The organism is Acinetobacter sp. COS3, assembly GCF_000475335.1.
GTDB classification, from domain to species: Bacteria; Pseudomonadota; Gammaproteobacteria; order Pseudomonadales; family Moraxellaceae; genus Acinetobacter; species Acinetobacter venetianus.
The window spans coordinates 97,153-120,649 of sequence record NZ_AXCD01000012.1 but is presented as its reverse complement, the minus strand read 5'-3'; the positions used below and the strand labels follow the sequence as shown (position 1 = coordinate 120,649).

General features: G+C 41.0%; 25 protein-coding genes. 10 read left to right on the top strand and 15 right to left on the bottom strand.

Annotation, left to right across the window (positions count from 1 at the left end):
• Window positions 1–3 precede the first annotated feature (3 nt).
• Complete coding sequence (locus IO68_RS23930) at window positions 4–195, top strand: DNA gyrase inhibitor YacG (RefSeq protein WP_007479167.1); 192 nt, start codon at window positions 4–6, stop codon at window positions 193–195.
• Here the strand turns inward: IO68_RS23930 and IO68_RS23925 are convergent.
• The 5 genes from IO68_RS23925 to IO68_RS23905 all read right to left on the bottom strand — a co-directional run bounded on the left by IO68_RS23925 (window position 192) and on the right by IO68_RS23905 (window position 4,633).
• Window positions 192–836 (bottom strand): MBL fold metallo-hydrolase, encoded by a 645-nt coding sequence (locus IO68_RS23925; RefSeq protein ID WP_023013168.1) that lies wholly within the window; start codon window positions 834–836, stop codon window positions 192–194. The genes IO68_RS23930 and IO68_RS23925 overlap by 4 nt on opposite strands.
• A gap of 28 nt (window positions 837–864) precedes the next feature.
• The gene (hemH, locus tag IO68_RS23920) at window positions 865–1,881 is read right to left on the bottom strand and encodes a ferrochelatase (RefSeq protein ID WP_023013167.1); all 1,017 of its coding nucleotides are present in this window, start codon (window positions 1,879–1,881) and stop codon (window positions 865–867) included.
• A gap of 69 nt (window positions 1,882–1,950) precedes the next feature.
• The gene (locus IO68_RS23915) at window positions 1,951–2,979 is read right to left on the bottom strand and encodes a DUF4062 domain-containing protein (protein ID WP_023013166.1); all 1,029 of its coding nucleotides are present in this window, start codon (window positions 2,977–2,979) and stop codon (window positions 1,951–1,953) included.
• A 110-nt stretch (window positions 2,980–3,089) separates the two neighbouring features.
• Complete coding sequence (gene murI, locus IO68_RS23910; RefSeq protein ID WP_023013165.1) at window positions 3,090–3,962, bottom strand: glutamate racemase; 873 nt, start codon at window positions 3,960–3,962, stop codon at window positions 3,090–3,092.
• Window positions 3,963–4,009: 47 nt separating this feature from the next.
• Complete coding sequence (locus tag IO68_RS23905; RefSeq protein WP_007479174.1) at window positions 4,010–4,633, bottom strand: DUF1285 domain-containing protein; 624 nt, start codon at window positions 4,631–4,633, stop codon at window positions 4,010–4,012.
• A 188-nt stretch (window positions 4,634–4,821) separates the two neighbouring features.
• On the opposite strand from IO68_RS23905, the gene IO68_RS23900 reads away from it, so the two are divergent.
• Window positions 4,822–6,534 carry an electron transfer flavoprotein-ubiquinone oxidoreductase gene (locus IO68_RS23900; RefSeq protein WP_019385783.1) on the top strand — a complete coding sequence of 571 codons (1,713 nt, stop codon included), beginning with the start codon at window positions 4,822–4,824 and terminating at the stop codon, window positions 6,532–6,534.
• 130 nt (window positions 6,535–6,664) lie between these two features.
• Here the strand turns inward: IO68_RS23900 and IO68_RS23895 are convergent, their stop codons facing one another.
• From IO68_RS23895 to IO68_RS23875, 5 genes are all read right to left on the bottom strand, one after another.
• Window positions 6,665–6,856: a zf-HC2 domain-containing protein gene (locus tag IO68_RS23895; protein ID WP_023013164.1), complete on the bottom strand. Its 192-nt coding sequence runs from the start codon at window positions 6,854–6,856 to the stop codon at window positions 6,665–6,667.
• Window positions 6,850–7,467 (bottom strand): RNA polymerase factor sigma-70, encoded by a 618-nt coding sequence (locus IO68_RS23890; protein WP_007480063.1) that lies wholly within the window; start codon window positions 7,465–7,467, stop codon window positions 6,850–6,852. Before IO68_RS23890 ends, IO68_RS23895 begins: the two co-directional genes overlap by 7 nt.
• 14 nt (window positions 7,468–7,481) lie before the next feature.
• On the bottom strand, window positions 7,482–8,216 hold the full coding sequence (locus tag IO68_RS23885) for a DUF2063 domain-containing protein (protein WP_023013163.1): 735 nt from the start codon (window positions 8,214–8,216) through the stop codon (window positions 7,482–7,484).
• On the bottom strand, window positions 8,213–9,079 hold the full coding sequence (locus IO68_RS23880; RefSeq protein WP_023013162.1) for a DUF692 domain-containing protein: 867 nt from the start codon (window positions 9,077–9,079) through the stop codon (window positions 8,213–8,215). Before IO68_RS23880 ends, IO68_RS23885 begins: the two co-directional genes overlap by 4 nt.
• A 67-nt stretch (window positions 9,080–9,146) precedes the next feature.
• Complete coding sequence (locus tag IO68_RS23875; protein WP_004876572.1) at window positions 9,147–9,452, bottom strand: hypothetical protein; 306 nt, start codon at window positions 9,450–9,452, stop codon at window positions 9,147–9,149.
• Window positions 9,453–9,615: 163 nt separating this feature from the next.
• Between IO68_RS23875 and IO68_RS23870 the strand changes: the two genes are divergently transcribed.
• Window positions 9,616–10,236: a DoxX family protein gene (locus tag IO68_RS23870; protein ID WP_023013161.1), complete on the top strand. Its 621-nt coding sequence runs from the start codon at window positions 9,616–9,618 to the stop codon at window positions 10,234–10,236.
• A gap of 68 nt (window positions 10,237–10,304) precedes the next feature.
• On the opposite strand, the gene tusA is transcribed toward IO68_RS23870, so the two are convergent.
• Window positions 10,305–10,562 (bottom strand): sulfurtransferase TusA, encoded by a 258-nt coding sequence (tusA, locus tag IO68_RS23865; RefSeq protein ID WP_004876567.1) that lies wholly within the window; start codon window positions 10,560–10,562, stop codon window positions 10,305–10,307.
• A gap of 175 nt (window positions 10,563–10,737) precedes the next feature.
• Here tusA and IO68_RS23860 point away from each other — a divergent pair, with 175 nt between their 5' ends.
• Both IO68_RS23860 and lnt read left to right on the top strand, forming a co-directional pair.
• Window positions 10,738–11,577 (top strand): HlyC/CorC family transporter, encoded by an 840-nt coding sequence (locus tag IO68_RS23860; protein ID WP_007480070.1) that lies wholly within the window; start codon window positions 10,738–10,740, stop codon window positions 11,575–11,577.
• Window positions 11,574–13,133 (top strand): apolipoprotein N-acyltransferase, encoded by a 1,560-nt coding sequence (lnt, locus tag IO68_RS23855; RefSeq protein WP_023013160.1) that lies wholly within the window; start codon window positions 11,574–11,576, stop codon window positions 13,131–13,133. Before IO68_RS23860 ends, lnt begins: the two co-directional genes overlap by 4 nt.
• 65 nt (window positions 13,134–13,198) lie before the next feature.
• On the opposite strand, the gene IO68_RS23850 is transcribed toward lnt, so the two are convergent.
• The 3 genes from IO68_RS23850 to gspF all read right to left on the bottom strand — a co-directional run bounded on the left by IO68_RS23850 (window position 13,199) and on the right by gspF (window position 15,631).
• Complete coding sequence (locus IO68_RS23850; RefSeq protein ID WP_004876561.1) at window positions 13,199–13,543, bottom strand: hypothetical protein; 345 nt, start codon at window positions 13,541–13,543, stop codon at window positions 13,199–13,201.
• 262 nt (window positions 13,544–13,805) lie between these two features.
• Complete coding sequence (gene gspG, locus IO68_RS34285; protein WP_019385790.1) at window positions 13,806–14,417, bottom strand: type II secretion system major pseudopilin GspG; 612 nt, start codon at window positions 14,415–14,417, stop codon at window positions 13,806–13,808.
• Between the two features lie 8 nt (window positions 14,418–14,425).
• A complete protein-coding gene (gspF, locus tag IO68_RS23840; RefSeq protein ID WP_019385791.1) occupies window positions 14,426–15,631 on the bottom strand; it encodes a type II secretion system inner membrane protein GspF in 1,206 nt (401 codons plus the stop codon).
• Window positions 15,632–15,792: 161 nt separating this feature from the next.
• Between gspF and IO68_RS23835 the strand changes: the two genes are divergently transcribed.
• The 3 genes from IO68_RS23835 (at window position 15,793) to hslO (ending at window position 20,868) form a co-directional block, all read left to right on the top strand.
• Entirely contained in the window at window positions 15,793–18,018 is a 2,226-nt protein-coding gene (locus IO68_RS23835) for a primosomal protein N' (RefSeq protein ID WP_023013159.1), read from the top strand.
• 37 nt (window positions 18,019–18,055) lie between these two features.
• Entirely contained in the window at window positions 18,056–19,873 is a 1,818-nt protein-coding gene (locus IO68_RS23830) for a cation:proton antiporter (RefSeq protein WP_023013158.1), read from the top strand.
• A gap of 119 nt (window positions 19,874–19,992) precedes the next feature.
• Window positions 19,993–20,868 (top strand): Hsp33 family molecular chaperone HslO, encoded by an 876-nt coding sequence (gene hslO / locus IO68_RS23825; protein WP_004876552.1) that lies wholly within the window; start codon window positions 19,993–19,995, stop codon window positions 20,866–20,868.
• An 86-nt stretch (window positions 20,869–20,954) separates the two neighbouring features.
• Here the strand turns inward: hslO and IO68_RS23820 are convergent, their stop codons facing one another.
• Window positions 20,955–21,851, bottom strand: a complete 897-nt coding sequence (locus IO68_RS23820; protein ID WP_023013157.1) for a LysR family transcriptional regulator — start codon at window positions 21,849–21,851, stop codon at window positions 20,955–20,957.
• Between the two features lie 105 nt (window positions 21,852–21,956).
• Between IO68_RS23820 and IO68_RS23815 the strand changes: the two genes are divergently transcribed.
• A complete protein-coding gene (locus tag IO68_RS23815; protein WP_023013156.1) occupies window positions 21,957–22,568 on the top strand; it encodes a nitroreductase family protein in 612 nt (203 codons plus the stop codon).
• Entirely contained in the window at window positions 22,565–23,422 is an 858-nt protein-coding gene (locus tag IO68_RS23810; RefSeq protein ID WP_023013155.1) for a DMT family transporter, read from the top strand. Before IO68_RS23815 ends, IO68_RS23810 begins: the two co-directional genes overlap by 4 nt.
• Window positions 23,423–23,497 lie beyond the last annotated feature (75 nt).

The window sequence follows — 23,497 nt, the reverse complement described above, 5'->3', positions numbered from 1 at the left end:
TCTATGCCTCGTACATTTCCATGCCCACGTTGTGGTGAAGCTAGCACTTGGGAAGGCAATGAATTTCGCCCATTTTGCTCTGAGCGCTGCAAATTAATCGATCTAGGTGCTTGGGCAAGTGAAGAATATAAATTGCCCACTCAAGATGCACCTCAAGCAGGCTTACAACGTCACGAAGATGACTATGAGGATTAGCCCGCTTTGCTCGCAACAAACGGGTTAAATTTCTTTTCATAACCGATGGTACTGATTGGGCCATGACCTGAAATAAACTGCGTTTCATCAGGCAAGCTAAAGCACTCACGTTGAATCGAATCAAGTAACTGTTGATGATTGCCTTTCGGAAAGTCTGTACGTCCAATCGAACCCTTAAACAGTACATCTCCAGTCCAAAGCAAACCATGTTGAGCGTTATAGAACATCACATGACCAGGGGTATGCCCTGGTGCAAAGCGAACCTCAAATTCATCATCACCCAGTTTAAGGACTTCTCCACCCTCCAACCACTGATCAACTTTGACAGGTTGAGGAATCGGAAAACCATAACGTGCCGACACTTCTTGGATCATGTCTAACCAAAACTGATCTTCTTTATGCGGCCCAATCACAGGGATTTTCCATGTCTCAGCCAACTCACCCACCGCACCTGCATGATCAAGATGCCCATGTGTTAGCCAAAGTGCCTTGACCTTTAAACCTAATGCTTCCACCTCTTTTTTGAGTACCGCTGCATCACCGCCCGCATCAATCAAAACAGCTTCTTTACTCTCACTATCCCAAACAATGGAACAGTTTTGAGCAAATGCAGTTACGGGCACAATTTTGACTTGCAGCATAAAAACCTCTGGCGAAATAAGCGTCGATTTAACGATGGGCTAAGGTATGAGTAAGAGCATCAAGATTAGCTTGAACTAGACTCGCAAGCAAATCTATATGCGACTGTTGCGCATTCAAGGCAGGAATGTATGCATATTCTCCACCACCTGCATGTTGGAAAATTTCTTTATTCTGCATGGCTAATTCTTCAAGTGTTTCTAAACAATCTGCTGAAAATGCAGGACTAAGTACCTGTACAGATTTTACTTTTTGCTCACCCCATTGTTGCAGCAATTGATCTGTATAAGGTTTCACCCACTCTTGCTTACCAAATCGCGATTGGAAACTAATCGCCCATTCATCATCATTTAAATGCAACGCTTCAGCGACTAAACCTGCTGTAGTTCGACAACGATCCGCATACGGGTCGCCTTTATCAGCATAAGGCTGAGGAATACCATGAAAAGACATGAGGAGTTTCTGTGCTTTGCCATGATGCGTTTGATATTCAAGAACACTTTCGGCAAGTGCCTGAATAAATAGGGGATGCTGATAATAATCTTTAATCAACGTCAAACCAGGTAAATGGCGTTGATTAGGAATCCATTTTGCAAAAGCATCATAAAGTGGTGCTGTCGACGTTGCTGAATATTGCGGAAATAATGGTAATAAAATGACATGTTCTTGTGGGTCTTTTTCTAATTGATCCAGTACGTCATAAATACTCGGTTGACCATAAGTCATGGCAGGTACAACCGTTAAATCAAACTGATGATTTTCATCTTGTAAGCGTTGTTTGACTAACTGCGCTTGCTCAAGCACAATTTCCCGCATCGGTGAATCTTTTGACCATACTGAGGCGTAGGCTTCAGCCACTCGCTTTGGGCGAAACGTCAGAACGAATAAATGCAAGATCACCCACCAAATTGGTTTTGGAATTTCGATCACTCGCGTATCAGATAAGAATTGTTTTAAGAAACGACGCACTGCTGGCACAGTGGCTTCATCTGGCGTACCTAAATTAGCCAAAACCACAGTGACTTTTGGTTTTTGTATCGCTGACATTAACCGCTTCCGCTATAAGTAAATTTCTCTCATTACTTTAGCAGTTTTAGGATTTTTTTTTAAATTGGTTTAATGCATGGTCTTAAACTGAAAAACCCGATTACTATCCAACATATTACTTTCCAATAGCTTCTGACCTTTATGCGTCAACTGCCATAACATCCGTTGTCGATCATCACGCCCAGCAGGAACAATCCACTCATTTTGTCGCATCTGCAATTTGATCTCATGCAAAGCACGGATATTAATCTGCGCACGAGATACGGCATGCGCTCGTGGCATCTCTTTACGTGCATCCTCTAAACCAGTTTCATTTAAGTATTCATTCATACGTTTTGAAAAATATTCTTCTGGTGTTGGAATAATAAACGACGCACCTAAGACATTGAGTAGTTGTGCCCAAGTTATTTTACGAAAGGTTTTTATTTCTTTGAAATTGCCATCTTGGTAAGCATGCATACGATATTCAAATGAATACAGTTCATGCATAGAAACTTTTGGTACGGAAGCAATTGGATCAGCTTCACGCCCACCAACTTCTGCTTCGAGTTGTTTGACTTTGGTACGTAATGCATCAATTTCGTCTTGTAAGACTTGAGTATTTTGAGGACGAACCCAACCCACAACCGGATAGCGCTCCAACATTTGTGGCATGCTCGAACGCACAGCAAGCTCTAAATCTCTCAATGTCCGATAACAGAAAACTTGATCAACCTCATGCTGAAGTTGTTTTCTAAACTCTTTAAATTTTTCTTTCAGCTCAGGTTTATTATCATGCAAACCAGTTTCACGTGAATCAGGATCTTCATGCATGAAAACAATCACTGGTTTTTGTTTGGTCATTGCATAGATATATTCTAGATGCATATAGCCAACACCAGAGACTGACTGCTCACCATACTGACTACCTAGCAGGATCACGACATAATCACAGTCATCAATCTGACGACGTGCAATCGAGGTACTTAAAGGTGTGCGCTGTTCCAAGCCCCACGAAAAGAACCCCATTCCAACCAAAGTTTGAGTTAATACTGCCCGCTCTGGTTGCATTTCATTGCCAGACGTAGAAATAAAAACTTGATAACGAGTATCTTGCATAGGCTGAGCCTCATTTTACTTATCTATAAACCCAAGCCCTTGAGCCTGTAATTTATGAACAGATAACCCCATAAAATCTTAAGTATGGTTAGAAATTTAGAATCAAAAAACTAAACTTCAACCAGATCTTGAATCGTCCATGTCAGTTGTTCTGGTATCAAGTGTTGGAGTACTGGCTCCAACTCAACCGCATTTTGACCGCTAACAAAACATTCAATACGTGTAATATTATGACTTATTTTGTCACATAATAACCTATTTTTTATCAAAATATATGCTGTTTGTCGCGCAACTGCCTGTCCTGAATCAATTAATTTCAGCTTTTCAGCAAAAATTTGATGAATAGCATCTTTCAAGAATGGATAGTGCGTACAACCAAGTACGAGAAAATCTGCGCCCTGGTCTACAACAGGTTGTAATATCTGCTGTAATACCTGTAAACAACCATCACTCATCTGCTGCCCAGCTTCTACAAACGGAACAAGATCCAAACTGGTCACGGTTAACACCTTTACCCCCGCAGGTTCAGCAAACTTCGTCATCACATCTTTGATCAATCGACCTCGGAATGTTGCAGGAGTTGCTAACACAGCGACAACCTTAGATTGTGTTTGCAGCACAGCTGGTTTTAACGCTGGTACTAACCCAACAATAGGAAAATTTTCCCCATAGTGTTCCCGCAAATAATCCAAACTAAACGCAGATGCAGTATTACAAGCAACTACAGCAATCTTACAGCCTTGCCGATATAACCATTCAATTGCATGTGCCGTTAATTCACGAATTTCTTGGTCAGAACGTGCACCATAAGGAACGTGCGCCGTATCTGCATAATAAATGATGCGCTCATTTGGCAGATGTCGTGCAATTTCCTGTGCTATCGAAAGCCCTCCTATTCCTGAATCAAAAACCCCAATTGGTGCATCTGATGATGCATGTGGCATAGGATGAAGTACTTCAGCAATAGGTTGAACGGCAGTCATACAGATATATTGACACAATGATTAATTCACTCTTTTAAGCTTAAACCTCAGGTGCTCAAATGCAATACCAAATCACCACTTTTTAACGTTAAAACAGCTTCACCATTTTCAGTTTCTGACAGACAGCCATAATTCACGAGATGATAAAAACTTTGTCGTTGAATTAATGCATTTATACCAAAGCGTACATGCACATATGGACGCAATTCCCCTTGATATTCCCGCATAAAAATCGGATGTTCCTCATCTACGATCACGACATCTTGATTGGTTGTGGTCAACTGTAAATAAAGCTTACCCTCAATCTCAACTTGATCAGCCTGATTGATCAATAAAGGTTCATCCTCTACCTCAATTTCGATCTGCTCAACAGGGGTTTTTAAGTAGAATTTTCCATCTTCTTTCCAAAGCACTTTGCTAAACAGATCTAACAGTGCTTGGCGTTTGACCAATTGACCTTCGTGCCACCATTCTCCGTTAGCTTTTACGCGTAGATCCATTTTGCCACAATGCTTTGGATGCCATTGGTCTAAAGGTGGAATTGACCTTTTGTGACTTTGCTGTACATCTTTTAAGTATTGTGTAATGTTCATTAAGTTTTTATCATCAGACAACACGGTTTTTCCCTGATTTTCTAAAGAGTTTTGTGGAGAATCATTTTCATTTATCATAGTTTATGCCTTGCTGACGAGAAAATATGACCGCTCAGCCAATTGGCGAGATCAAGGTTTAAAACTATACTATCCCAAACGTTTGCAAGCGCAATAGCTAGTTTTTGTGCTTGGCAATTAAGAACACTCATGGCAGCACCGAATAGCAATGATTACGGTTGCCACCCTTAAAATATGAGGAGTCCTACATGGAACACATCGAACGCGAAGCGATGGAGTTTGACGTAGTGATCGTAGGCGCTGGACCTGCGGGTTTATCTGCTGCGATTAAAATTCGTCAATTAGCGATTGAAAACAACCTACCAGATCTTTCTGTTTGTGTGGTTGAAAAAGGCTCTGAAGTTGGTGCGCATATCCTTTCTGGTGCTGTACTTGAACCGCGTGCCATGAATGAATTGTTCCCGAACTGGAAAGAAGAAGGCGCTCCGCTGAATGTTCCTGTTACGGGCGACGAAACTTATTTCTTATTGTCTGATACCAAAGCACAAAAGATGCCGTATTGGATGGTTCCTAAATCAATGCACAACGAAGGGAACTATGTCATTTCTCTTGGTAATGTCGTGCGTTGGTTAGGTCAAAAGGCTGAAGAATTAGAAGTTTCGATCTTCCCAGGCTTTGCTGCTGCTGAAGTACTTTACCACGAAGATGGTACGGTAAAAGGCATTCAAACAGGTGATATGGGGATTGGCAAAAATGGTGAGCCAACACACAACTTCACACCGGGTTATGAGCTTCACGCTAAATATACCTTGTTCGCTGAAGGCTGCCGTGGTCACCTTGGTAAACGCCTGATTGCAAAATACAATCTTGATAAAGATGCTGATCCTCAGCACTACGGTATCGGGATTAAAGAACTTTGGGAAATCGATCCTGCTAAACATAAGCCAGGTTTAGTCATGCATGGTGCTGGCTGGCCATTATCTGAAACAGGTTCATCTGGTGGCTGGTGGTTATACCACGCTGAAAACAATCAGGTGACTTTGGGTATGATCGTGGATTTATCATATGAAAATCCGCACATGTATCCATTCATGGAAATGCAACGCTGGAAAACACACCCAACCATCAAGCAATTCCTAGAAGGTGGTAAACGTATTTCTTACGGCGCTCGTGCTGTTGTGAAAGGTGGCTTTAATGCTTTACCTAAACTGACTTTCCCAGGCGGTTGCTTGATTGGTGATGACGCTGGTTTCTTGAACTTCTCAAAAATCAAAGGCTCACACACTGCAATGAAGTCAGGTATGTTGTGTGGTGAGGCAGTATTCGAAGCGATTGCTGCGGGTGTTGCAAAAGGTGGTGATCTTGCGATTGCTCGTGTTCTTGAAGGCGACGATCACTTCGACAAAGAATTAACTGCTTATACTGACAAATATAACAACTCTTGGTTAAAAGAAGAGTTATATAACTCACGCAACTTTGGGCCTGCAATGCACAAGTTTGGTCAGTGGATTGGTGGTGCGTTTAACTTTATCGATCAAAACATCCTTAAAGTGCCATTTACTTTGCATGATCTTAAACAAGACTTTGCAGCACTGAAAACTGTGGATGCGTCAACGTTTAAACCAAACTATCCAAAACCAGATGGCAAGTTGACCTTTGACCGTTTATCTTCTGTATTCGTATCGAATACCGTACATGAAGAAAATCAGCCAGCACACTTAAAGTTGACTGATCCATCTATTCCAGTAGATGTGAACTTACCAAAATGGGATGAGCCTGCTCAACGCTACTGCCCTGCTGGTGTTTATGAAATCATGGAAAATGATGACGGTTCTAAACGTTTCCAAATCAATGCTGCAAACTGTGTCCACTGTAAGACATGTGACATTAAAGATCCGTCACAAAATATCACTTGGGTAACGCCTGAAGGCGGTGGTGGTCCTAACTATCCGAATATGTAATATTCGGATAGTTCTTGCGAAGCTTTAGTCGCTTCTCATACCCGAACATGTAATTTTTAGATCATGTGGTAACGCATAATGTCTGCCACATAATTAAATAAAAAGCCTCAATTCATTGAGGCTTTTTATTTTAATCTTTCTGCTCTTCATCAAATCGTTTATATGCTTTAGACAATACACTCATCGTTTTCATTTGCTTACCAAAACGTCGACATGAACGACACATCATCAAATGAAATTGCAAACCACTCTGTTCTTTCAACAACAGTTGTCGATCTTGTTGTTCAGAAAGTAACTGCGTTGCTTGTCGACAGGTCAACATGAGCAATCCTCCTGAAGTAACCATTTATTTTCCAAACACTCACGTAATCGTGCTCGGCTGCGATACATTAAAACATTGAGATTAGAAACCGTAAGTTCCAGCTTTTCACATATTTCATCAGAGCTGAGTTCTATCATTTCCCGCAACATAAAAACTTGTGCATACTTTGCAGGTAAATGATTCAAACAAGCATCGAAAATCATCCAAAAATCTTGTTGCTCCATCATTTCTTCAGGATTTTGCCATGCTTTTGGCATCTCTGATTTTTGCCAATGTCCAGCAGCATCAAACAGCGCATCCACGCTTAACTCGCTGTCATCATCATGAAATAGCTCACTCATGCTAACCAGACGTGTTTTTTGTCGAATCGAATCAACGATCTTATTTTTCAGAATCGCAAACACCCACGTTTTAAATGCTGCACGCCCTGAAAATGATTCAACATGCTGCAAAGCACTCACTAAAGCCTCTTGCACCACGTCTTCCGCTTGATGAAATGAGGAAAGCTGCAATACTGCAAACTTCATCATTTGCTGCCTTAAATCATGCAAAAAAACAGGATTTTGTAGCTGTTGAATGAACTCGTCATTGTTGGTAGCAGCCTGAGCCATCTCCTGACCTCATCCTATTGTTCTGGGATATACAATAAATCTAACTCAGTTAATCGTTCAGATAATAGCTTCAGTTGTTGCTCTACTTCTGGTGCAGATAAGTCTGGCAACGTCGTGTCTATCAACTGCTTAAGCTCTGGTTTAGTCAAGGCTTTCTGATTGAGTTGTTCAATCAAACAAGCGAATAATGGAGATAATGTTTCAACACAAACCTGATCATGATGATTTCGCCAAACCATCACTGCGCTCGGTGAATACTCAAAGTCCTGATGTTCCATCGTCCAAAGATAAACAGGATATTGATACACCAAAATCCAAATGTGTGTATTCAATTGCCAAGCGGAAGTCTGTGAAAATGTCTTTTCTTCGATTTCAACCGTATCTAAATAGAGTTCCAGCCATTCAAATTGTAATAACTCTGCTAACCACGGATATTCTTGTGAGATTGGATGTTGTTGCTCATCCAGATATTCTCTAAATTGCAACGAAATATCATTATAAAATGGTGATTGATTTTGAGCATTTTGAAAGAAATCTTGCAGCAAAGCCTGCCATTTCGTCTCAGATAATAGCGTTCGGGCAATCGGATACACCAAGTTAATAAATGAACTGACATTATTGAACAATAAGGTTCGATAAACCTGCATTCGCTCTGTTGCAAATTCTGCTGGAAGATCTGATCGAGGGTCACGAACCCATGCACAAAATGCCTGCTGAGTTTGCTGCAAAGGACGTTCATTCATCTTCATACTTTTACCTCATTTATAATATTTAAGGTATTGGTATGAAGTGATTGTGGATAGCTAAATTGATGTTGTAAATCCTTGATTATATTTAGCTCATGCTGAAGTTGCTGCCACGTCGGAATATTAAAATCACGTTCTAACAAGGTCGGCTTTACACCACCAGTTTGGTAGGTATATGCCAACAATTCCCACACAGGATCACAGACATTTTCCCCATGCGTATCAATCAACAAATCATCACTCACTTGTTCATGACCAGCAATATGTAAATATCGAATCCGATCTTTCGGCATCGCATCAATAAAAGCATATGCATCTGTTTGATGGTTCTTACTATTCACATAGACATTATTTACATCAAGCAATAATTCACAGTCTGCGCGTGTAATCACTTCATGAACAAAATCACTTTCGCTCATTTCTGCATTCGGCATGAGATACGTTGAAACATTCTCCAGAACTAAACGTTGTCCTAAAATATCTTGTACACGCAAGACCCGTTCAACCACATAGTCCACGGCTTCTTCTGTCATCGGAATCGGCAACAGATCATATAAATAACCACCATCATTGGTATAACTCAAATGCTCAGAATAAGTCAGTACATGATGTTGTTTTAAAAAATCTCGTACTTGGTGCACAAACTCAAGATTAAGTGGATGCGGCCCACCGATAGATAAGGAAAGCCCATGACAAACTAATGGCGACTTTTCCAAACATTGCGCCAATAACTTTGCATGTCGCCCACCAAAACCCATCCAGTTCTCAGGTGCAACTTCTATAAAATCAGGATGTTGGTCTGCTTGTAAAAACGTATCAATAAAATCACGTCTTAAACCTAGTCCAGCACCAGTGAAAGCAACCATTTGCATTCCTTTTCAATGATGACAACAACGTTATTAAAGTTGTTGTCATCACCGATTATTTAATTGATTAGTGTGCGCCGCATTTTGCATCAGCCATTTTTTTATCTGCGCCACATTTCGCATCAGCCATTTTTTTGTCAGCACCACATTTCGCATCAGCTGCTTTTTTGTCAGCGCCACATTTTGCTTCAGTTGTTTTGTGCTGTTGTTTGGCTTTATTTGCACCACATTTTGCTTCACCACATTTACCATCAGCAGCTTTGGTCACATGGGTTTCAGTTGTCGTTGAAGCCGCAGAGACATGTGTTGTTGCACCAACCATAGATAGTGCAACTAAAGCAGCGACTGAAGTCATCGAATTTAACTTATTCATTTTGAAGTTCCTTTTAAATCAATTTGGGGTTTTGTACTTAGGTACATGTTATTAGACGAGCGACCACTCAATTTATTACAGTTAAAAAATAATTTTTTTCTTGTAAGAAACTAAATCCTCAACCGACTAATAACTATTCAATACGAGTCGGTGTGAAATCCTCATGAATAAATTTATTTATCCTTTATTGTTACGCTATCAGAATTTTTGTTCGCATTTAAAACATTTCGACGGAATTGCAGCACTTTCGTTAAGGTTATTTCTTGTCCCAGTGTTTTGGATGGCAGGTTCGAATAAGCTTGCTCATTTTGCAGATACCGTTGAATGGTTTGGTAACCCCGATTGGGGCTTAGGCTTACCCTTTCCAACACTGATGGCAACACTAGCAACTTCTGCTGAGCTAGGTGGTGCTATTTTACTTGCACTGGGTTTAGCAACTCGATGGATCAGTATTCCGTTGATGATCACAATGCTCGTCGCGATATTTACTGTGCATCTACCGAATGGTTGGCAAGCGATTGCCGACCCACAAGCACCTTTTGCCAATATGCAAGTGATGGAGTCTGCTGAAAAATTAGAGAAAGCAAGAGAGATTTTAATGACTTATGGCAATTATGACTGGCTCACATCGAGTGGCTCATTTGTTATTTTAAATAATGGTATCGAGTTTGCAGCAACCTATTTTGTGATGTTACTTGCGTTAATTGTGCTGGGTGGTGGTCGTTATGTGAGTGTGGATTATTGGTTAAATCACTGGATTGAAAAGTTTCATGGTGAAAAATAACCGCTGTTCGCAATATGATTTTGCATATACCTCCCAATACGGGAGGTAAGTAATATTAAAAAAAAGAATTAGCCTTTTTGCACCAAATAACGATATTCAGTATTGCTATTTTCATCAAGGCTTTCTTCTTTGAGCAAAAGCTCATGTCCTAAATGCATACAAAATTTTGGAATATCCCAAGATGTAGAAGGGTCAGTTGCCAATACTTCAACAATGTCACCTGCTTTGGCTTTACGGATTGCTTGATGCAACATCATTACAGGCTCAGGACAACGTAGACCTCTGGTATTTAGCTGAACACTAGGAACTTTTGCTGCTTCAGACATCATTAAACTCAAATATTCTAATTTTCATATTTTAACATAAAGTGACTATATAAAAATCACCAACAATATTTTGAAAAACTGTACGTTTTTTGCATCGTTTTATTGATGCATATCCGCTTTATCTTCGGTATGATGAAAATCATCTAATTGATATAGAGAGTCTTTAGGAAAGATCATGGTCGAGGAATCCAGTCCGTCGTGGGGTATGCGTGGCTTAAGAAAATGGTTAGGTACCGCACCTGAAACCCGCGATGAATTACTCAAGTTAGTTCAAAACTCGCGTCGCTTTTTAGAGCCAGATACTGTTGCTATGCTTGAGGGTGTTCTAGATCTACCAGCAACAAAAATTCGAGAGGTGATGACCCCACGTACAGCAATTATTAGCTTACAAGAGGATGATCAACTCTTTGATATTTTAGATGTCTTAATTGAATCAGCACATTCACGCTTCCCTGTGTTTTCGGCTGATCAAAGTGACAACGTGGTTGGTATTCTACTAGCAAAAGACCTTTTACCATTTCTCACTGAACGTAATGTCAATGTTGATATTCGTGCATTGATGCGCCAACCTGTTTTCGTACCCGAGAGTGCGCGTTCGGATCAAGTGTTGCGTATGCTTAAAAATACGCAAACACATATCGCAATCGTCATTGATGAATATGGGTCAACCTCTGGTTTAGTCACACTCGAAGATATTCTTGAAGAAATCGTCGGTGAAATCGAGGATGAACATGATATTGCAGATGAAGAAGCGCTCTATATTGTTCCAGACAATGACCCAACAACTGCAAATACGTGGATTGTTCAAGCACTTACACCAATCGAACATTTCAACACTATTTTAGATGCAGATTTTTCTGACGATGAAGTTGAAACTATGGGCGGTCTGCTTCTACAAGAAATTGGTCTCGTCAGCGATCTACAAGGACAAACGATTGAACTTGGCGATTGGCAATTCACCATTATCGAAGCAGATGCACGCACTATTCATCTGATTCGAGCTGTACGTCAATGAGAAGCTATTTTGAAAAGCTGTTAAATCCATCCCAATCACAAAAACAGCTCCCTTTTATTTTTCCACTTTTGATTGCACTCATTTCGGGTGCAATCTTTAGCTTGGCGCTCGCACCTTATTATTTTTGGTGGCTTGCGATTTTATCACCAGCATTATTGTATGCGGTTTTACGCCAGCGAGGGCCTAGACAAGCCTTTGTTTTAGGTTGGGCTTATGGCTTTGGTTTATGGTTTGTCGGCGCGTTTTGGCTCTATACCTCCATTCATACCTACGGTGATACCAATGCGTTCTTAAGCATTTTGATGATTGTCTTTATGGCAACAGCAATGGGCTTATTTACAGCGTTTCAAACATGGCTCTATCGTCGGTTCTTTCCAGAAACACCTTTGACCTTTGCGCCACTTTGGGTACTCTTTGAATGGGCGAAAACATGGGTATTTACTGGTTTCCCTTGGCTGTTTGCAGGTTATGCATTTACTGAGCGATTACTTGACGGCTATGCGCCTTTATTTGGGGTGTATGCGGTTTCCTTCGTTGTGATCGTACTTGCATGTGCTTTAGTTGAAATCCTAAATAAACGTTTCTTTTGGGTTATTCCCTCTGCTCTGCTGGTTCTAGGTGCTTGGGGAGCTGGATTTATTCAATTCGTGCAACCCAAAGCAGCAAAACCACTCAGCGTTTCGTTAATTCAAGGCAATATTCCTCAAGACCTTAAATGGTTAACGGAATATCAAGTTAAGACTTTAGAAATTTATGCCGCTTTGAGTCGAGCTGAATGGGGACGTGATCTGATTGTATGGCCAGAGTCGTCTATTCCACTCTTCCAAACTGATATTCCAGAGTTTTTAAAAGCAATGGATGTTCAAGCGAAAAAATCAGATACTGCTTGGGTGACAGGTATTCCCTATTGGGATATGGCAAAATCACAGCAAGTTGGTGAACCACTGTATTACAACAGTATCATGGCGTCAGGCAGTGATTCCTATGGTTTATATAAAAAGCAACGCTTAGTTCCGTTTGGCGAGTACATTCCATTGTCAGGTTTACTGAAATGGGTGCTTCCAGCAATGCAAAATGACGTGAGTATGAGTGGTTTTTCACGCGGTGAAGCCAATCAAAAACCGTTAATGGTTAAAGGACACGCCTTGGCAGCCGCGATTTGCTATGAAGTTGCTTATCCTAATTTAACTCGTCGTAATGCATCAGATAGTGATTTCTTAATTACCGTATCCAATGATGCTTGGTTTACAGGAACAGCTGGACCTTGGCAGCATCTACAGATGGTACAAATGCGTGCGAAAGAGAATGGTCGCTGGTTTATTCGTGCCACCAATACAGGTGTGACTGCATTTATTGATCAGAATGGTCATATCGTCAAACAAGCACCGATGGATGAAGAGTTTGTGTTACGCGGTGAATTACCTGCTATGCAAGGGCAAACACTTTACAACCGACTCAGTGATTATCCGATTTTAATCTTCTCACTGTTATTACTGATGATGGGTTGGATTTATCGCCCGAAGAAAGTAGATATTTCGTTCAAATCTCGTCGATAAAATAAAAAGAGCGTTTTTAAATAAAACGCTCTTTTTTGATGAATGAAAATTTTTTGTTGTTTAGACTATAAAGCCAGTGATAATTGAACTGATAAATAAGCCACTAAGCTTGATAAAAATAGCATTGGCACATAACCATAAGCTTTAAATAATATTTGCTCATATTTTGAGATCATTTCCTCGTTATGCCAAACACTTGTTTTTAAAGCACTCAAGAAACAAAGTACAAACCATGCACTTAACATCGTCAACGCGAAGAACCCTATCATAATCTGACTACTGCCTTCAGCCGCTTGCCATAAACTTAATGCAGCTTGACTCATTGGTAATAAACTGAGAATAAGGGCGACAGATTTGAGCATTGCCCAATGAAACTGATTCAGTTCATTCAACACAAAAAATGCTTTCATCCGACTCCCCCATACCTGATTTAAATGGTCTGAATTTATTATGCAAAGCTTTGATATAAAGAAAAAGTCTATTTTTCTTCTTATTTTCTGTTTCTTGTAACTATTAAATATGGGAATAATTCTTATTATAAATCTCACATATCAATTATTATAATAAATATATATTTTTTAAGGCCTTAAACACATTTATCGAATCAAGAAACATTATCACTTCACTCTCAATTTATTTAATTAAAAATGAAGTGATTGTTTTAATCAAATATTAAGGTTGATAATAAATATCAGCGTCATTCCCTTCGCCACCTTCTTTACCATCAGCGCCAAAAGAATATAAATCAAATGAGCGCCCATCTCGACCTGGGATGACATACTGTAAATCGTTTTCCCAACTATCTTTAGGATAACCACCTTTGACATAACCACCCGGCAACCAATTCTTTGCAGAAGCAGGTTGATTGACCAATGCATCCAAACCACCATCTTGCATTGATGGGTAACGTCCATTATCTAATTTGTATTGATCTAATGCGCCAGCAACACCTTTTAAAGTAATACTTGTGGTATCTACTTTTGCTTTTTCACCACGTCCCATTACATTCGGGACGATCAGTGCAGCTAAAACGCCTAAAATCACAATCACCACCATCACCTCGATTAGGGTGAATCCTGAGACCCGAGAAAACCGAGTATTGCTCGGTCGGGTCGCAAGACGAGCAACTGTGTTGTGAGTGCGAGGATCATCAGCGCAAGATGAGAAGCTATGCTTCGAGTGGCAAGATACCGCAAGGCGAGAAGCCATGCTTCGAGTGGCAGGATTAAAATTATTCTCAGCATGCTGTTCATGGATTGAATTCTTCATTTTCATCTCAAACATCAAATTTCCTAGATCATATTGTTCATATTAATAATTGGCAACATTACCGCAATCACAATCACCAACACAATCGCAGCCATAAAAATCAGCATCAAAGGTTCTAGCAACGCCAACAATGTCGAAATAAAAGCTGTGACTTCGCGATCTTGCATCGTCGATGCTCGGTCTAGCATCCGATCTAGCTCACCCGATGCCTCACCGCTTCGAATCATTTGTACCATCATTGGGGGGAAATAACCGCAACGTTCTAACTGTGTTGCCAAATTACCACCTTCTGTTACACGCTCCATGGCAACTTCGATGGAATCCCGAATTACCCAGTTATTACTTACCTCTGCACCAATTCGTAATGCTTCAACTAAAGGAACACCTGAACGCGTCAAAATAGAGAGCGTACTAGCAAAACGTGCAGCGTTTATACCACGCGAAAGTTTACCAAATAGTGGCAATTTGAGTGTTAATCGGTCAAATGCGTAATGTCCTGCTGTTGTTCTCAAAAATCGCGTAAATACAATCATCGCAACCACAGCAAGAATCAGCATCGCAATCCATGCCTGCCGAATGAATGCACTTGCTTTCATTAAAACTACAGTGATCCACGGCAATGCTTCCTTGCTTTGTTCAAAAGTTTTGACGATCTCAGGGACAACATAAGTCATTAATCCCATCACAATTCCAAATGACATGAGCATTAAGATAATCGGATAGATCATTGCACCTTGGATCTTCTTCTGCATGGCAAAACGGTTTTCAGTATAGTCAGAAAGTTGGTCTAGAATTAAATCCAAATGCCCCGAACGTTCGCCTGCTGCCACCGTTGCAATATACAGCTCAGGGAAGCGACCTGACTGTTGCATACTTTGTGCCAGTGAATGACCTTCCAGTACCTTCGAACGCACTGCAATGAGAAGATTTTGAACATGCGATTTTTCACTTTGCTTACTTACTGCTCTGAGTGCTTCTTCCAGTGGAATACCTGCTGCGACAAGCACTGAAAGCTGACGAGTCATTAAAGCAAGATCATAGGCACTAAAACTCTTTCTAAACCAAGCACGTTGTTGTTGCTTATCTTTTTGCTCAACGGCGTCAACTGAAATGGGTGTCCATTCTTTATCACGCAACTGTTGACGAATCTGGCGTGCAGAATCCCCTTCAAGTACGCCTTTATGTTGCTTTCCAGAAGCATCTAATGCAGTAAATTGATAAGCAGGCATGGTTCTGTTCTAATTGTCCCAAAATAGTTGTTGTTACCGTGGTATCCGTATTGCGGATGAGGAACGAGAGTTCCACAAGAAATTCATCGACATAACCAGCAGCACTTTAGCATAATTCTATGACATGAAGTCATGCGATTTTAAACATGAATGAAGCCTATATGCCTACCGAAAATTCTAACGCGACGCTCTACCGTATTCGAGTTGCAATACCCGTATATGTCTATGACACCTTTGACTATACAGTCAACGCGGAGCAATATGCCCAAGCGCAAATCGGCGCGCGTGTAGCAATCTCTTTCGGAAGACAAAATCTAGTTGGCATCATTACCGAAAAGGTCGATCCCGACGAAGCTTTTACAGGACAGTTCAAATTAAAAGCCATCACTGAATTACTCGATAAGGAAGCTATCTTAGACCAACAAGTTTTAACTTTATTGACATGGTCTGCACAGTATTATCAATTTCCAATTGGTGAAGTCATGCAAAGTGCCTTACCCAGTTTACTGAGGCAAGGTCGCGCACTGGATATTTTATTTCATCAATGGCAAATCCTGCCCCACGATGACCCGAATGCATTATTGAAACGCTCTCAAAAACAATATGATGCTTATCAAGTCTTAAAATTACACCCACATGGTACAACCGAAAATGTACTCAACCTGAGTGGTGTCGAAACTGCCACACTCAAAGCATTAGAAAAGAAGCAACTGATTGAATGTCGTTTAGAACCACATGATTTTACGCCGATGCCTGTGCAACTGGCGCAAATGCCGTTGACACCAAATGAAGATCAGAAAAAAGCGATCCAACAGATCGTGAAAGCACAGCATCATTACCAAGCCTTTTTACTCGATGGTTTGACGGGAAGTGGTAAAACTGAAGTCTACTTACAAGTTATGCATGAGGTACTAAAACAAGGCAAGCAAGTTCTCGTACTCGTTCCTGAAATCGGCTTGACGCCACAAACTGTTGCTCGATTTAAATCACGATTTCATTGTGATGTGGCCTTACTCCATTCAGGGTTAAATGACTCGAAACGATTACAAGCATGGCAACATGCACAGACCGGCAAAGCATCGATTGTGATCGGTACACGTTCCGCAATTTATACACCGATGCCAAATCTTGGCTTGATTATTTTGGATGAGGAACATGACCTCTCCTTTAAACAGCAAGAGGGCTTCCGCTATCACACACGAGATGTCGCATTATATCGAGGACATTTACAAGGTTGCCCTGTGATTTTAGGTTCAGCGACCCCAAGCTTAGATAGCTACCATCTCGTAGAATCAGGCAAATTACATTTGCTTGAGCTGAATCAGCGTGCAGGTATTGCGGTATTACCCAAAATGCATGTGATTGATTTAAAAATCGCAAAGAAGCAGCACGGCATCAGCCAAAACTTGATTGATCAAATCAAACTGACGTTAGAAAAAAAAGAACAAGTGCTGATTTTTTTAAATCGACGTGGCTATGCGCCGATCTTGATGTGTGAAAGTTGTGGTTGGCAAGCAAACTGTCCACATTGTGATGCGCATTTTACATTGCATTCTCAGCCTTATCATTATTTGCATTGCCATCATTGCGGTACGATTCATCGCCTACCTGATCATTGCCCTGAATGCCAAAAACCAACCTTAAAAAGTATCGGTGCAGGCACAGCAAAACTGGAAGAACATTTACAGGAGCTGTTTCCACATCATGATGTGATTCGGGTAGATCGAGACAGCACCAGTCGGGTCGGCAGTTGGCAGAAGATTTACGATCGTATCCAACAAAATAAGCCGAGTATTTTATTGGGCACACAAATGCTAGCGAAAGGGCATCATTTTCCACATGTCACTTTAGTTGCGATTTTAGATATTGATGCAGGTTTACTGAGTGTTGACCCTCGCGCACCTGAACGTACAGCACAGTTAATTGTCCAAGTCGCGGGGCGTGCAGGTCGTGGAGAACATAAAGGTAATGTTTATCTACAAAGCTTACGTCCCGATCACCCTATGCTGACCACATTGATTGAGCATGATTATCGAACTGTGGCAAAGCAAATGCTGGCTGAACGTAAAATTGCTATGCTGCCACCTTATCGATATGCAGCATTGGTACGAGTCGAATCAAAAAATCGAGAATATAGCCAACAATTCTTGAGTGAAGCAGCACAACAGCTGAGAACAATGGCCGCTGAAATTGTCGATATTTGGGGCCCTATCCCTGCACCAATGGAGCGTAAAGCAGGACGTTATCGTGCGCATATGGTGATTTTATCTGCCGATCGAGCAAAACTGCATTTTTATTTGCGTCAATGGTGGCAACAAGTGGTACATTTACCTCGTCAGCATCAGCTCAGGCTATCGATTGACGTTGATCCACAAGAGTTTAGTTAAATTCTCTATTTAAAAACATAAAAATTTGAGGCAATAAATGTCTTTACTGCTACAAATCATTTTTTTACTGATTGCGACTTTAATTCTTGTTCCGCTCGCAAAACGCTATAGCTCAACCACCGTTTTAGGTTATCTAATTGCAGGGCTGTTGCTTGGTTCTCAAGGATTAGGGTTCATCGACGACCAACAGCTTATTCAGCCAATCATGCATCTTGGAATGATTATGCTGATGTTTTTTGCTGGATTTGCTTTCCGTCCACAAAAACTATGGATAGAGCGTCGTAGTATCATTAAAAATAGCGGTTTAGCACTTGCTGTTTTATCCGTCCTATTCAGCAGTATAAGTTTTGCGCTCACTCATGATTTATTCAGCAGTATTCTGATTGGATGTATGTTGGCATTTGCCTCCACCAATATCGTCCAACAATTATTACAGCAAAAGCAACAACTCAATACATCCGTTGGGCAGGCATCGTTAGCTTCGCTACAATTTCAAATATTTGTGACCGTGGTTTTGATTGCTCTGTTTCCTCTGCTTGAAGACACAGCCTCAACACGTCATGGAATCGCGTATTTTGCAGCAATTATTGCCACAATCTCGGGCTTATTTCTCGCCAGTCGCTACATTGTTCGCCCTGCATTTCGTTATTTAGTTCGTCGTAAAAGCGTTGAATTGATTCCTGCACTCGGCTTATTTGTGGTTTTGTCGGTGATTCTGCTCATGGAGGTTTTAAATATCCATGTGTTGATTGGTGCATTCCTTACGGGATTACTTTTAGCTGAAACTGAGTTTAAAGCTGAAGTTGCAAGGGTTATTGAACCCTTTAAAGACATTGCAATTGGCTTATTTTTTCTTGTGATTGGTTTAAGTATTTCATTAGTTCCATTGTATCAATCGCCTATTTTTATCTTCGTTGCAATCCTTGTGCTGGTTTTAGTCAAAGCACTCGTGATTGGTACGATTTATTATTTCCAACATCGCCGAATGGAGAACAGTCTGCTTGTTGCCGTCGCTTTGGCACAGTGTGGTGAACTTTCACTCATTTTGTTCAAACTTGCAGAAGATGAGCAGCTTCTCTCCAGAGATCTGCTAGAACCTATGTTCTTAATCGCGATAGGTTCTATGTTGCTGACGCCACTCCTTTACTGGCTCATGCATAACAAAATATTACCCATCATTCAGAAAAAAGCACCTATCACAGTAGCAGAAGTTCCTCAGCATCCTATAGTCATTGTTGGCTTTGGTCGATTTGGGCAAGTGATTGGGCGGGCGCTGCATGCTCAAGGTCTAAAATTTAGCGTCATTGACAGTAACCAACCTGATGCCGAATTTATTGAGCAATATGGGCATTATTTTTTAGATGCTGATGTCACTCAAGTTGAGAACTTACGCGCAGCTGGAATTGAATATTGTAAGCTTCTGATTTTAGCAATCGACGATGTCGAAGATTGCATGAATCTGGCAAGACATTTACGTCTTAACTACCCTGATCTGAATCTTTTTGTACGAGCACGTGATCGCCATCATGCTCATCTATTAGATAACTTAGGTATTCAACACGTATGGCGTGAAACTTATGCATCATCACTTGAAATGGCAGCACAAGCTTTAATTGAAACAGGCTTATCTGCAACTGATGCACATACGCAAATCGAATGTTTCCGCGTAGAAGATCAAAGCTTACTGGAGCAGCAACATGGATCACATCAAGATGATGATTCGGTTGAGACTTATCCAAATGCAATCGCTGAACTTGAGTATTTGTTTGAAAATACAAAAACTTTGTCTCAGGATCGTTTGAACAGTAACCAAAACAAACAAAGTGATGCAAATTCATCCAATGAAACAACTTGAGTTTTGCTAAACAGACACCATTATTGACTGCATAACCATTCACCTTCTTATAAAGCTGAAAGAGCTTTTCAAAGCAAAGCGTTGCTTTGTTTTCCCTATACGGGGTATTGGAGAAAAATATGTCTGATTTACGCCAACGCTTTTATATCGAAGACTGCCCTGTTCGCGGTGAAGTGGTTCATTTAGAAGAAACACTACAAACTATTCTTGCACAACGAGATTATATGCCTGCGGTACAAAGCCTGTTAGGTGAAATGCTCAGTGCAACCGCATTACTCGCAAGTACGCTTAAAATTCGTGGCCGAATTAGCTTACAAATTCAGGCAAATGGCACATTCAAGTGGGCAATGGCTGAGTGTAATCATCTCGGTGAAGTTCGTGCTCTTGCTGATTATGAAGAAGATCCACGGTTTTTAGAGGGTAGCGATAGCAGAACTGTACTTGCTGCACTTTCAAATCCTGTGCTGTTCATCAATATTGAACCTGAACACGGCGAACGCTATCAAGGGATCGTACCGCTTGACCAACCCACATTGGCGGGTTGTTTGATGCAATATTATGATTTGTCTGCACAAATCCCGACTCGGATTGTATTGGCAACTAATGCTCAACGTTCAGGTGGTTTACTGATTCAGCTATTGCCTCGTAATGATGAAGAAGAGCAAAAACTTGTTGATGAAGATCTATGGCCGCGTTTGACCATGCTGACTGAAACGCTAAAACCAGAAGAACTAACTGATCTTTCGGCGAATGAAATCTTGTACCGTCTCTACAATGAAGAAGAAGTTCGTCTCCCAGAGATTGAACAATTAAAGTTTGGCTGTACTTGTTCTAAAGAGCGTTGTGCCAATGCCTTGATCCAAATTGGTGTCGATGCCGTACATGAAACTTTAGAAGCACAGAATCCAATTCAAATGGACTGTCAGTTCTGTAATACCCGTTATGAATTCACTGCTGAAGAAGCATTGGGTTTATTTGGTGAACATTTGAGTTAATCAATTTTGGTGGAGAAAGTACATTTTGCTTTCTCCATCGCTTCAATCCTTTATCAATATTAAAAATAATACATACAATGGCATTATCAGTTATCCATCTTTTTAAATTGTTCAACTAAAAAATCTATAAAAACACGGATCTTGGGTGCTAAGTGTTGTCTTGATGGATAAATTGCATATTGTGTGACCTCCGTTGTTGACCAGTCCTGTAATACCTCCTGCAAAACGCCAGTTTGTAAATCCTGTTGTACATACGGCCGAGGGATTAAACTGACTCCAAAACCCGCCCTTAACGCATCTCGAACCGCTAAACTTGATGTCACAGAATAACGTGCCTTTACCGAAACTTCCTCCACCTGATCATTTTTACGAAATGTCCATACATCGGCTTGGTGTCCATAGGGAAAACGGATGTGTTCTAGTTCTCGCAAATCAATAGGCGTTTGCGGTGTACCGTGTATTTCAAAAAAATATGGTGTCGCACATAACACTAATGGCATAACCGTCAGCTTTCTTGCAACCAAACGAGAGTCATCCAACTGACCATAACCTCGAATTGCAAGATCAAAACCCTCCTGTACGAGATCAACTCGCCGATCATCCAAATGCATCTCAAGCTTTAAGTCAGGATAAGCAGATAAAAAATCAGGAATGGCTTCAGAAAGATAAATTAAGGTTGTAGTCATGGGAGCGCTGACTTTAAGCACGCCATGCGGTGATGCTTTGGCATTAAAAATCATCTCTTCAGCTTCAATCAAAGCATCAAGCCCACGAACTAAGTGTTCTAGATAGATTTTACCTTCCTCCGTTAAAGACATGCGACGCGTCGTTCGATGAATTAAACGCACACCCAAATGCGCTTCCAACTCAGCCATACTTTTACTGATTGTTGGAGCGGATAGGCCTAACTGACGTCCTGCTGCTGCAAAACTTCCCTGTTCCGCAACCTGCCGAAACACTTGAAATAATGTATATCGATCCACTCTATTATTTCCAATGAGTAAATAGTTAATTTCAAAACTACCCAATTGTTCACTAATGAGCAAGTACCTATACTTTTTTTATTCTTTTGAATTGAGTAAATCACTATGCAGCAAGCTCTCCAACTCATTGAACAGCGTGTTTCTGTGAACCGCTTTGACCCAAACCACACTTTATCGCAGCAAGAAATTGAACAACTTGTTCGATTGGCGACTCGAGCACCGACCGCATTTAACCTACAAAATTGGCGTTTCATCGCAGTTCAAAGTACAACGCTCAAACAACAACTATTTACCTTGAGTTATGAGCAAAGAAAAGTCATGGATGCAGCTGTCACTTTTATCATTTGTGGTCAGCTTCCGAATGCGGAGCATCTATCTCAACGCCTAGAGCCATTTCTAGAAACGGGCCTCATGCCTAACACCATGGCAAATGATTGGCAAGAGAATGCACAAGCACTTTACAGTCATCCTGAAACTGCAAGAGATGAAGCAATTCGTTCAGCAACTTTAGGAACAGCAACGCTGATGTATGCAGCAGAAGCAATGGGCTGGAATTCAGGCCCTATGATTGGATTTGATCACCAAGCAGTCAGCAACCTATTTTCACTTGGAGCAGATGAAATTCCAGTACTGATGCTCCCAGTCGGACGCTCAGTAGATGGTAATTGGCCGCAAAAACCACGCCGCCCACTCAGTGAGGTGTTAGATATCCTATGAAAACGCATCATGCCAATCTTTTAATCACAGCAATTGCCCCATTGATATGGGGCAGTACCTATATTGTTACGACAGCGACTTTAGCTAACTTCTCCCCGATGGTCGTTGCTATGTTGCGTGCTTTGCCTGCTGGATTGTTGCTCCTACTACTGACTCGGCAGCTTCCAACAGGTCGTTGGTGGTTATATGCATTTATTCTCGGTGCTTTAAATATCACACTTTTTCTTAGCTTGTTATTTGTTGCTACCTATCGTTTGCCTGGTGGTGTCGCAGGTACTGTGCTGTCATCACAACCTTTGATCATTATTATGCTCTCGGCTGTTTTGCTCTCAAGTAAAATTCGACCTTTGGCTATTTTTGCTGCACTAATCGGAATGGGTGGTGTTTCACTGCTCGTTCTTACAGCAGACACCACACTTGACCCAATCGGTATTGTTGCAGGTCTTGCGGGGGCGACCTCTATGGCACTCGGTATGATTTTAACTCAGAAATGGCAAGCACCCGTTTCAGCCTTAACCCTCAGTGCATGGCAGCTTACCGCAGGTGGTTTACTGCTATTACCACTGATTTGGTTGTTTGATCAGCCCATTCATATGCCTTCTTCCCTTAATCTCCTAGGATTAACATGGCTTAGTCTCATGGGAGCTGCATTTAGTTATAGTCTATGGTTTAGAGGTCTTCAATTTTTAAATGCCAATGTGATTTCCTCACTCTCACTGCTTAGCCCATTCACAGCAGTTTTACTCGGTTGGTGGTTCTTAGACCAGTCGCTTACAACATTACAGATCATCGGAATCATACTGGTTTTAGTAAGTATTTGGTTTAGCCAATACGCCAACAATCAACATCGCTAAACAACAAGTCTTATACAATCGTAGCTATTGAAATTGCTCGGATTCGTTTCATAATGAAGGAAACACATAATTATC